Here is a 12,176-nt window from a genome sequence, read left to right as displayed (position 1 = left end):
TTCTTGAAAAAAAGATCCCCGAAGGGATCTTATCAACTATGCCTGTGGATAAACAGAAACTTTCTTCTTATCCTTACCAAGACGTTCGTAGCGTACAACACCGCTGACCATTGCGAACAATGTGTCATCAGCACCACGTCCTACATTCGTTCCCGGATGAATCTTTGTACCACGCTGACGATAGATAACGCTTCCGGCATGACAAGACTGACCATCGGCTACTTTGGCCCCTAAACGTTTCGAATGGGAATCACGACCGTTCTTAGTAGAACCAACTCCCTTTTTAGAAGCGAAATACTGAATATCTAAACTAAAACGCATACTTACACCTCTTTTCTTGTGATTTGAATGGATTGCGGATATTGTTCGCTTACTGTTTCCAGTTGAATTCTTAGAAAATCCAGAGAATTTTGAACCTTATCCGTATGATTTAAAACCTGAATATCAATCCGATTATCCTGCATCTGCAGGGCACAATCTTCATGACATAATACATCCAGTGCATTTAAAGCACCGATACTTGCAACACTGACTCCGGCACACACGATATCCTGTCCATAGGGACCGCTTTGCGCATGTCCGGTAATCTGAATACTTGACACCTGATCCTTATGATATGTCAGGATGACCTTGATCATAATTAAGCCTCGATTGCTTCGATCTTAACACGAGTGTAAGGTTGACGGTGTCCCTGTTTTCTACGTGTAGAAGATTTTTTAGGTTTATATTTTACAATCGTAATTTTCTTACCTTTACCCTGTTTTTCAACAGTTCCTGTAACTTTAGCACCTTCTACATAAGGTTTACCAAATTTTCCATCAGCGAATAAAACCTTATCAAATGTAACTGTATCTCCTTCGTTAGCATCTAATTTTTCTACGAAGATCACAGCATCTTTTTCAACTTTGATCTGTTTTCCGCCTGTTTCAATAATTGCGTACATGCAAGCACCTCCTATTCTATGTTCCTGATACTCGCCATGAAGGTGGATTTCTCACTTTTTACCTTTTTTGTGCGGTTGCAAGATCAGAACAGAATCTGCAACATAGGTAGTATATAAAATCTGATCGTCTTCGTCAAGAAAGAATCCATTTATTTCCTTAGAAATCTATCCTTCGAACGCGAGATCAGACGATCCATGTTTCAACATTCTTTGCCCCGGCATATTCCGCAAGCAAAAGTTTGGATGTATCCAAAAGTGATGAGAGATCAAGCTCTGCTTCAAAACAATAGATAACGCTTAAAATATGTTGAGATCGCATTGTCACCATGGTACGGATAGAATCAGACAAGGAAGAACCGAAGATTCCTTTCTGATCCGCAAGCACCAGCATATTTTCCATGTCGATAAATGATTTTCCAATCCCTATATAGCCTTCCTGGAAACCGGCTTTACGAAGAAGAACATCGCCCTTGATCTGTTCTATATCATATGATCCAACAGACAGGCCACTTTGTATTGAAATCAGATTATTGACATCGACAACTATATTAATACGGTACAAAGGATCTAAACGTCGTACCCTGCGTAATAAAGCCTCCGAAGAAACCCGATACCTGCCTGGGTTTCTTCCAAAAGCCTTATACGCCAAACGACTTCCTTTAACACCGGGAATTTAATTCCATTCCTTTCCCTCTAAAGACTGTCTTATGCCGGGTATCACATCATTATCTACATGTTCCCAGAATTTTGGCTGGGATTCCTGAACCATCGCATCAAATTAAATACAACCTAAACGGATATCTCTATATTGCGTAAATAATGCTTGATCAATATCAACTTTTACTCTCATGGTTTCCTACCTCTCTTTATTTATCTTCTGCCTATGATTCGAACTTCCGGTTCTAAATGTACACCAAATTTTTGATCGATCACTTTTTGTATATAGGCAATCAATTCCTCATAATCTTTTCCGGTCGCATGATCGATGTTCACAATAAAGCCGGCATGTTTTTCAGAGATCTGCGCTCCACCCCACTTTAATCCCTGCAGTCCGGCCTGTTGAATCAAAGCGCCGGTATAATGTCCTTTGGGCCGTTTAAAGACACTGCCGCAGGATGGATATTCTAAAGGTTGTTTACTGCGTCTAAGTTCCATTAAATGATCCATTTTTTCTTGAATTTTTGACGGATCACCAGGAGTCAGTTGAAATTCTGCCTCTAATACAATCGCTTTTCTTTCCTGTAAAATGCTGTGACGATACGAAAAATCCATGTGTTCTTTTGTCCATGTTTCAATCGTTCCTTTTTCCGTTAAAACCGTGGCACCGTAAAAGACTTCATCAATCTGTCCATCATAAGCACCGGCATTCATATAAACAGCCCCACCGATGCTTCCCGGTATGCCACAGGCAAATTCCAAGCCGCTAAGTGCATATTCGCAAGCCCTGGCACAGACCGCTTTCAAGCTGGCTCCGGCCTGGGCAACGATTCGATTTTCCTTGACATGGATCTGTTTTAGTTGTGTCGTTAAGATGACTAAGCCTTCGATACCCTGATCCCGTACGATCAGATTGCTGGCATTTCCTAAGACAAGGTAAGGTATTTTCTTTGTTTTGGCATAAGCAATGTAGTCACAAAGCGCTTCAATCGTTTCCGGTAAGGCTAAATAATCCGCCGGTCCTCCTGTCTTTGTATATGTGTATTTTTTTAATAATTCATTCTTATAAATGGTCGTGTTATCAAAAATATCTTTCAAAATAGACCTCTTCTTTCTTTAGCTTTCCGCATCGATCCAGCGAAGTTTTCGTGCTACGATCGACTGAGGGCGATTTTTATTTCCCTGCACAAAGACAATACGATCTTTGGCAATTTGATCTTTTTCCTTCGCATATACAGCCGGCATCAGTACGATATCGATCTTTCCGGTTTCATCTTCCAGTGATACAAAGCACATAAGCTCTCCCTGCTTTGTCGTATGGGTACGAAAGCTGGTCACTCGCCCAATCACCTGCATAAAGCCATTTTTATTTTCAGCCTGTGAAAAAGGAATACATTGTTTAAATGTTTCCTGTCGTAACTGTTGTACCGGATGTTGGCTTAAATAAAAGCCATAGACCATGAACTCTTTCCTGGCTCGCTCCATTTTATTTTCTTTGACCTTGATCAAATTAGGCTTAGAGACAACTGAAAAATCAAAGGAAATCTGTCCCATCGCTTCAGTTCGTACTAAATCGGCATAGACTAGAACTCGTCCTAAATTTTCATGCATGGTAGCACGATTGAGTCCAAGAGAATCTAAAGCACCACCATCGATCAAAATACGCATGCTGGATTCGGTCAGTTTTCTGGCATTGCATCGAACGACAAAATCAATATAATCTTTATACACTCCATTCTGACGCTCTTTTAAGATGATCGGATAAATAGATTGTCCGATTCCTTTTAATACCTGCAGCGGCATACGCAATGCCTGATTTTCAATATGATAATGATCCTGTGAAGCATTGACATCCACACATAAGATCTTAACATGTCGATGCATACATTCCTGCCGATACTGATTGGTTTTTGTTTCCGAACCAATCACACTGTCTAATAAACACTGATAAAAATATAAAGGATAATTAGCCTTTAAATACGCCATTTGATAGGCAATCAGAGCATAGGCATAGCTGTGTGATTTATTAAAGCCATAGCTGGCAAACTGGGCCATGGTATCAAACAAGCCATTGGCCTGTTTAAACGTACATTGATGCTGCAAAGCACCTTGAATGAATAACTCCTTATAACTTTCTATCTGTTCATGATTTTTCTTAGACATCGCCTTACGCAAAGAATCGGCCTGTGCCAGACTTAAATTACCAATCGCTCTTGCGATCTGCATGACCTGCTCCTGATAGATCATGATGCCATAGGTTTCCTCCAAGATCGGCTTGGTCAAAGGATGAGGATATTCGATCTTTCGAGGGTCTTCTTTACGCGCAATATATAGATCAATATTATGCATGGCACTTGGACGATATAAGGCCAGTACCGCACAGATATCTTCAAACCGTGATGGCTTCATTTTTCTAAGCAAACTTTGAATGCCTGAACTCTCCAACTGAAAAACACCCAGGGTATCGGCTCTTGCCAATAACTGATACGTTCTTTGATCGTTTAATAGAATCTTTAAGATATCAAAAGGCTGGTGTGTCTTTTTTTGAATTTGTTTAACGATTTGATCAATCGTTGTCAAATTTCTTAAGCCCAGAAAATCCATTTTGATCAAGCCCAGTTCTTCCAGATATTCCATAGTAAACTGGGTAGCCTGATTATCCGCATCCACCTGTACTTTAGGACATACATTAGTAATCGGCTGATCGCTTAAAACAATACCGGCGGCATGTAAGGAAATATGGCGTGGCAAGCCTTCTAAAGCCAGACAGTTATAATACAATTCTTTTAAAAGATCATCTTTTTGAACTAAAGATTGAAACTTTGTATTTTCCTGATAGGCCTGTCGCAGCGTCATATTGGGTACGTTTCGAATTAATTTGGTCAAGGAATCAATTTTGGAAGAAGAAATTGAATACACCCGACCTACATCTCGTAAGACCTGTTTTGCCTTTAATGTGTTGAATGTCACAATATGACAGACATGCTGCTCACCGTACAAGTTTTTGACATATTCAATGACCTCATCGCGACGATCATCGGGAAAATCGGTATCAATATCCGGCATAGAAACACGATCGGGATTTAAAAAACGTTCAAACAATAAATGATTCTGAATGGGGTCGATGTGCGTGATTCCTAAACAATATGCAACCAGAGAACCGGCTGCACTGCCTCGCCCCGGTCCGACATAAATGCCCTTTGTGCGGGCAAAACGAATAAAATCATAGACGATCAAAAAATAGTTAGTAAAGCCCATCCGTGTAATCACAGATAATTCATATTCCAGTCGTTTTGTATAGACTTCATTCTCTTTTTTATGCAGTCTCTTTTGTAGTCCGGCCTTACACAGCTTGATCAAAAAAGAAGACGAGTCAATGCCTAATTTATTTTGAAAGACCGGTAAATGGCTTTTTTCCATAGCCATCTGCACATTGCACATCTTGGCAATTTCTTCGGTTTTTTGAAGATCCTCCGAATCATATAATGATTCCATCTCCTTCATGGAGCGAATATAACGATCGTTTAAAACATTTAAGTTTTGATCATGTATGCGTGCCTGTTTTTGAATAGCTTTTAAGATACGCAGCTGTTTGACATCTTCTTTTTTTTCATAAAGAATATACGATAAAGCACAAGTCGGGATGGATAATGATCGAACCAATTTTTTTAATTCGATATTTTTGGCTCGCCAAAAACCGGAATCATTACAGGCAATACCGGCATAAAAACAAGGGAAACTGTTTTTACACGTTATAAAATACTCTTTCAGCTTTTCTGTATCATCATGTAAGATCCAGCCATTGAGGATGTCATGATCTTGTATGCCGCAGGAAATTACGACACAATCTGCACTTCGCTTACATAATTCTTCAAAGGTTACAGTATTCTGTATCTGCATTCTCTGTGTCGATAGCGCATACAAATTCTGCAGACCGCGATCATTTTTCGCAAGCAGGATAAAAGTAGAAGGTCCCTGTTTCATCTGTACATCCAGCTCCAGTCCAAGAATGGGATGTATATTTTTTGATAAAGCATATTTATAAAACTTCATCGTGGCAAACATCGCATCTTTATCCGTTAATGCCACATGTCGATATCCCAACGCCGCACTTTGATCAACCAGTCTTTCCACACGCAGACTGGATTCTAAAAGGCTGTAACAACTGCGGGCATGTAAATGAACCATAGAAGAACCTCCTTTCTTTTTTTTCATTGTACAGGAAATGAAAAAAGTGTTCAAATGAACTGAACACTTTACATTGTACTTCGTATCGCAAGCTGATCGATAATTTCATGAACCTGCTTAATGGTCAGATTTTTAATACCGCAGGCACAGGCATGACCACCGCCATGATAGGCCTGGGCAATATCGCGAATATCGATCGTTTTGGAGCGTAAAGATGCGCTGTAGTGCACACCATCTTCCATACGCGTAAACAAAGCCCATATTTCAATTGAAGAAACACCGCTTAGCGCATAGACCTTTTCTTTGGCTTTCGCAAAGGTTTTCATGAGCGGTAAATACTCTGCCGTTTCCATAATTGCCGTCATACATTTTTGTGATACTTTGGCCTTGTTGCGAATCATCGTTTCATACTGAAAGTCTTCCAGCGTACTGGAAAAATTGATACGATCGGCCTGTACTACATCGGCGCCCTTCTCAAATAAGAAGCCTGCTGCCTGAAAAGTTTCCCTGCGCACGCTGGTGGTCGTAAATCGAACATTATCGGCAACCAGTCCCTGATACAACATCTGCGCCGCCTCTTTCGAACAATCTTTTTCCATCAGCAGCAATCCTAACATTTCACAGGTCGCACTGGCCTTTTCATCGATCCATTCCAAATCACAAAAGCTTTCGGTCTTTATATGATGATCAATGCGAATCGTAAAATCACAAAGCTTGTAGTTTTCATCATCTATCCGGTTGGCTGTTGAAGCATCCAACAAGATTCCAAGCGATCTTGCATAAGTATCATCCGCAATGGTATCAAAAGAAAGCTGAAGTTCCTTCGATAAGGCATTCGCGCTTCCGGTGACATAAATCTGTTTTTGCGGATAAGTTTTTTTAAGCCAATAAGCCAAACCAAACTGGCTGCCCAAGGCATCCATATCCGGCAGGACATGACGAAACAAAATGATGGAATCGTATTGTTCGATCAATGAGAAGATCTTATTTTTCATCGCAAAGGTTGGCATAAGCATCTCTTGCCATCACAAGTTCTTCATTGGTTGGAATCAGCCATACGCTGATCTTAGAATCATCACTGCTTAATTTCTTTTCAATACCGCGAACACCCATATTTAAGCCTTCCGGCACCTTAACGCCTAAAACAGACAAACGATCGCAGATTTTTTGACGCATCACAAAGTCATTTTCACCGATACCGCCGGCAAAGACGATCGCATCCGCACCACCCATCAAACCATAGTAACCACTGACAGTTTCAACGATGGAATTGACATAGATTTTCTGTGTCAGGATTGCTCTTTTGTTTCCGGCTTCGGCAGCGGCTTCTACATCACGTCCGTCACTGCTGATACCTGATACACCAAGCATTCCGGATTTTTTATTTAAGATCGTATCCATTTCATCTGGTGTATAACCATATTTCTTTTCCAAAAACATGATGATGGCAGGATCGATATCACCACAACGCGTTCCCATCATGACACCGGAAAGCGGTGTAAATCCCATACTGGTTTTAAAGGACTTACCGTTTTTGACAGCCGTAATACTGGCACCGTTTCCTAAATGACATGTGATGATGTTCATATCTTCCACTGGTTTATCCAAAATTTCTGCCAATCGATGTGTTAAATACAGGTGACTGGTACCATGCATTCCATAACGGCGAATTTCATCTTTTTCATAATATTCATAAGGAATCGGATAGATATAGTTTTCTTCCGGCATGCTTTGATGGAAGGCTGTATCAAAGACAAAGGTATGCTTACATTCCGGCAAAGCCTTCTTAAAAGAACGATACCCTAGTAAACCAGCCGGGTTGTGCAAAGGCGCAAGCACCTTTAATTCATCGATCTTATCTTCGGCTTCTTTACTTTCCGGTACGGAATGATCATAGTATTCTCCACCATGAACCATACGATGACCAATAGCCTTGATATCTTCCAAGCTTTCTACAATGTGATACTTGATCAAAACTTCCATAAGCTTGGAAACAGCTACCCCATGATCCGGGATATCTAAGACTTCTTCGACTTTCTGATCGTTAAACTTCATTCCTACAATGGAATCGTTTAATCCGATTCTTTCAATGTTTCCCTGCGCTAATACTTTTTCTTCCGGCATTTGGAATACCTGAAACTTCAATGAACTGCTTCCGGCATTGACACTCATTACGATTGGCATGTTTTATTACCTCCTATAATATGCTCAATATTTCCTCTTTTATCTTATCATCATCCAAATCTTTTAAAAGAGAAACAATACGTTTTCTTTTTGATACATATTGAATGATGTCTTCGTATTTATGTAGCTGCTGCATCGATTTTTTTAAACTGTCCTGCACAGCGGCTCTGGATATTTCCAGGGCCTCACTGATTTCTGTGTAAGAAAAATCTTCTTCAAAATACAGCGAACAAATCTCTTTTTGACGCTTTGTCAGCAAATCACCGTAAATATCAAATAATACATTGGATTCTAATCTATTCATCCGATTCCAGTCCTTTTGTGATACCCATTAAGTAACTGTTGATCTCAAACGGTTTTAAATCCTCCGGCTTTTCACCTAAACCTAAGAAGCGTACCGGAATATGCAGACTGTCGCGAATGGCCAATACGACCCCACCTTTTGCGGTACCATCCATTTTGGTCAGGATAATACCGGATACTGAAGTCGCCTCCAAAAACTCCCTGGCTTGTGAAATACCATTTTGACCGGTGGTCGCATCCAGTACCAGCCATACTTCATGTGGCGCTCCTTCGATTTCACGATCACAGACACGAACCATCTTGCTTAATTCTTTCATCAGATTGGTTTTAGTCTGTAAACGACCGGCCGTATCCGCCAACAAGATATCAATTTGATGTTCTTTAGCGTAGCGACATGAATCGACCAAAACAGAGCTGGGATCTTGATTTGGTTTCCCTTTAATACACGGAACTCCTAATCGATCGGCCCATGTGGCTATCTGATCGACCGCACCGGCACGAAATGTATCAGCTGCTGCCACTGCAACGGAAAGATTTTGATCCTGGTAATATTTGATCAGCTTAGCCGAGCTGGTCGTTTTTCCTGAACCATTGACACCCACCATAAAAATTACCGTAGGTCCATTCTCATTATACTGAATATCTTCATCGCTTTCCTGATCATAAAAATCATGTAGGATGCTGATAAAATAATCTTCCATAGAATCATAATCGCGAATATGAGAAGCGCTCTCCTCAAACTGATCCACAATCTTTTGTGCCGTATGAATACCAACATCACTTTCCAATAGAATGATCATGATTTGTTCCAGTAACTCATCATTAACACCATTAAAGCTGTTGGACAAGGCACGTAGTCGATCTCCAAAGCTTTTACGTGATCTTCCTAAACCGGATAAGTATTTATCCTTATCTTTATTTTTGACAAAGGCTTCTTTGATGGATTGAAAAAATGCCATTCTAATTTTCCTCCTTTTCCAGGATATGTACCGCATCTTTGAGCTGTACCTTTAATAATTTAGAAACACCGTCTTTTTGCATCGTAATCCCATACAACATTTCACATTGTTCCATCGTTCCCGGACGATGTGTTACAACGATAAACTGTGAACGATCGCTGAAATGTGATAAATATTTCGCAAAACGTTCGACATTGGCCTGGTCAAGAGCCGCTTCAACTTCATCGAAAATACACAAAGGCATCGTTCTTGCCTGCAAAATGGCAAATAAGACACTGATCGCAATCAACGCTTTTTCACCACCGGAAAAAGACTGTAGGTTTTTGACCATCTTTCCCGGAGGCTGTACATCGATTTCGATTCCCGTATTCAACACATCCTGGGGATCGACCATGGATAAGCGAGCCTTCCCACCGCCAAACATTGCTTTAAAGATACCATCCAGCTCCTTATTGATCTTGTGGAACATTTCCGTAAACTGTATCTTCATCGTTTCATCCATTTCATCAATGGCCTGTAAAATCTGGGCAGAGGCTTGTTCCAGGTCTGCTTTTTGACCCTGCATAAAATCAAAACGTTCCTTGATTTCCGAATATTGTTGCGGCGCATCTAAATTCACATTCCCCAGACGATTGATGGCCTGGCGAAGTTCTACGACGCGATCTTTTGCTTTCTCGATATCGATTTCCTTGCGCTGTTCACAAGCATATTCGTAAGTCATCTGATAGTCCGCATTCAAACGATTTAACGCGCTTTCCAAATACGCCTGTTTTTTAGCCTGCTGCAGCTCCGCATCATGAATCTCCGCCTGCAGGGCATTCATTTCACGCCTTGTCATACGCATCTGATTTTCCAGCTGCTCCACCATGCTTCCTTTATCGTAGCGGCGTTTTCGCAAAGAAGAAATCGACGAAGTGATCTCATCAATGCGGGCATGCATTTTTGACATCAAAACAACGATATCATCTTCCTGCAGATCCTGTGTGGTTTCCTGTGGAACCAGCTCATTATATTCCGCCTGCAAAGATTCATATTTTTCCTTTTTCGTCTGAAAAATATTTTCCAGCTTTGCGACTTCAATCTGCAGCTGCATACAAGTATCCGTTTCATTATCCATCTTACTTTCAATCAAACGGTTTTCTTCCGAAATATGAGCCACTTTGATCTTCTGTCCTTCAATCTGCTCTTTTAAGCGGTTCAGTTCATGTTGTGCCGTCACCGGTGTGCTTTGGTGACGATTGGCCCCTCCGGTCATACTACCACCGGCATGAACGATATCTCCATCTAAGGTCACGATCTTGACTTGATAACGTAATCGTTTGGCACATTCATTGGCATTAACCAGATTATCGATGATCAATACATTTCCCAACAAACGATCTCTTAGATCATTAAAAATTTCCTTACACTCAACACTTTCGTTAGCCCAGCCTAAATACCCTTTGGATTGCGAAGCAATGACTTTCTGCTCTTTGGATGGATAACGAGGACGCATGATATCCAATGGCAAAAAGGTGGCACGACCACTGCGATTTCGTTTCAAGTACCCAATAGCCTCTCTGGCACTGGCTTCATCTTTGGTAACGATATGATAAATACTGGCTTGCAGAGCCGAACTGATCGCATTGGCTCGATCGTCCTGTGCAATCAACAATTCACTGACAACACCTAAGATCCCGGATAATGAATGTCGTGCGGATAAGACCGCTTTAACACCTTGTTGATGCGTAAAAGGCTGACGAATCATGTTTTCCAGGACTTGTTGGCGGTTTTTTAGCTGTTGAAGAACTTGTTGCTCTTCCACATTCTGCTGGATGATCTCACCCAATTTTTGTTTCAGCATATTTAAGCTCTTAGTATGAAGTTCTAATTCTGCCTGTAATCGCTGCAGACGATTTTTACGATCTTCAAACTCAAAGCGGGCTTCCTGCACCATTTGTGAAAGCTCATCTTTTCTCTCTAACGCATCCGCCTGACGTAAACGATATTTTCGTTTTTCATCCAGCTCGACCTTGCGTTTTTCAAGCTGATAGCTTTCTTCCATCGCTTTGGTGTATTCTCCCTGTAGATCATTGATCTGACGATCCAGGGCATGCATTTCCTTTCGTAATTCCTGTATATCAATTTCCTGCTGATCCAAGCTGGCTTCCTTGGATACATGAATCGTATTATTTTCAAATAATGTATTTTTGATCGTTTCGATTTCTTCATTTAAGGCTTCAATTTCTTCGACTAACACGCTGATTTCAATGGAAGACAATTCCTCTTTATACGTTTTGTACTGCTTAGCCTTTTTTGCCTGCTTTTCCAAAGGTCCTAACTGATGTTCCAGTTCATCTAAAATATCTTGTAAGCGATCTAAGTTCTCCTTAGTTTTTTCCAGCTTCTGCAAAGAAACTTTTTTACGCTTTTTATATTTGGCAACCCCGGCAGCTTCTTCAAACAACGATCGTCTTTCTTCCGGTTTGGCATCGGCAAATGAACTGATATTTCCCTGCGTAATGATACTTAAAGAATCTCGCCCTAAACCCGTATCCATCACCAGATCATTGATGTCTTTCAAACGACAAGGCGTTTTATTGATAAAATAGCTTGCTTCATTGGTTGAACGCTGCAATTGTCTTGTGATCTCGATTTCTTCAAAAGGCGAGTCGAACACCTTGGTCGTATTATCAAAAACCAGTGTTACCTTTGCCATATTAACCGGTTTGCGATATTCACTTCCACTGAAAATGATATCGGTCATACTGGTACCGGAACGAAGACTTTTGGTACTCTGCTCTCCCAATACCCAGCGTATCGCATCGTTGACATTACTCTTCCCACAGCCGTTTGGCCCTACGATACCGGTTATATTATGATCAAATTGTAATATCGTTTTATCCGCAAAACTTTTGAATCCTTGTATCTCAATCCGCTTTAAAAACATAACTCACCTTCAT

General features: G+C 40.8%; 11 protein-coding genes and 1 other annotated feature. All 11 genes read right to left on the bottom strand.

Features of this window, described 5'->3' with window-relative positions; genetic code table 11:
• Positions 1-36: 36 nt before the first annotated feature.
• A complete protein-coding gene (rpmA, locus tag ACTQX6_RS09815; protein WP_022789148.1) occupies positions 37-321 on the bottom strand; it encodes a 50S ribosomal protein L27 in 285 nt (94 codons plus the stop codon).
• Between the two features lie 2 nt (positions 322-323).
• Positions 324-638 (bottom strand): ribosomal-processing cysteine protease Prp, encoded by a 315-nt coding sequence (locus ACTQX6_RS09810; protein ID WP_117446697.1) that lies wholly within the window; start codon positions 636-638, stop codon positions 324-326.
• A 2-nt stretch (positions 639-640) separates the two neighbouring features.
• Positions 641-943: a 50S ribosomal protein L21 gene (gene rplU / locus ACTQX6_RS09805; protein WP_022789150.1), complete on the bottom strand. Its 303-nt coding sequence runs from the start codon at positions 941-943 to the stop codon at positions 641-643.
• A gap of 17 nt (positions 944-960) precedes the next feature.
• Positions 961-1,030 (bottom strand) — a sequence feature (ribosomal protein L21 leader region).
• A gap of 97 nt (positions 1,031-1,127) precedes the next feature.
• Positions 1,128-1,592 (bottom strand): B3/B4 domain-containing protein, encoded by a 465-nt coding sequence (locus ACTQX6_RS09800; protein ID WP_294688539.1) that lies wholly within the window; start codon positions 1,590-1,592, stop codon positions 1,128-1,130.
• A gap of 221 nt (positions 1,593-1,813) precedes the next feature.
• Positions 1,814-2,698, bottom strand: coding sequence for a UDP-N-acetylmuramate dehydrogenase (gene murB / locus ACTQX6_RS09795; protein WP_294688537.1), 885 nt, complete (start codon positions 2,696-2,698; stop codon positions 1,814-1,816).
• An 18-nt stretch (positions 2,699-2,716) separates the two neighbouring features.
• A complete protein-coding gene (dnaE, locus tag ACTQX6_RS09790; protein WP_441657447.1) occupies positions 2,717-5,788 on the bottom strand; it encodes a DNA polymerase III subunit alpha in 3,072 nt (1,023 codons plus the stop codon).
• Positions 5,789-5,856: 68 nt separating this feature from the next.
• Positions 5,857-6,783 (bottom strand): DHH family phosphoesterase, encoded by a 927-nt coding sequence (locus tag ACTQX6_RS09785; RefSeq protein ID WP_195221936.1) that lies wholly within the window; start codon positions 6,781-6,783, stop codon positions 5,857-5,859.
• A complete protein-coding gene (locus ACTQX6_RS09780; RefSeq protein WP_294688531.1) occupies positions 6,773-7,972 on the bottom strand; it encodes an acetate/propionate family kinase in 1,200 nt (399 codons plus the stop codon). The genes ACTQX6_RS09785 and ACTQX6_RS09780 overlap by 11 nt, the downstream gene beginning before the upstream one ends.
• Before the next feature lie 13 nt (positions 7,973-7,985).
• The gene (locus ACTQX6_RS09775; protein WP_022789155.1) at positions 7,986-8,276 is read right to left on the bottom strand and encodes a sigma factor-like helix-turn-helix DNA-binding protein; all 291 of its coding nucleotides are present in this window, start codon (positions 8,274-8,276) and stop codon (positions 7,986-7,988) included.
• Positions 8,269-9,234, bottom strand: coding sequence for a signal recognition particle-docking protein FtsY (gene ftsY, locus ACTQX6_RS09770; protein WP_320863442.1), 966 nt, complete (start codon positions 9,232-9,234; stop codon positions 8,269-8,271). The genes ACTQX6_RS09775 and ftsY overlap by 8 nt, the downstream gene beginning before the upstream one ends.
• Position 9,235: 1 nt before the next feature.
• Positions 9,236-12,163, bottom strand: coding sequence for an AAA family ATPase (locus ACTQX6_RS09765; RefSeq protein WP_195221928.1), 2,928 nt, complete (start codon positions 12,161-12,163; stop codon positions 9,236-9,238).
• Positions 12,164-12,176: the final 13 nt, after the last annotated feature.

Source organism: Faecalicoccus sp. LCP19S3_E2, assembly GCF_052121255.1.
GTDB lineage: Bacteria > Bacillota_I > Bacilli_A > Erysipelotrichales > Erysipelotrichaceae > Faecalicoccus.
This window is presented reverse-complemented; position numbering and strand designations above follow the sequence as displayed.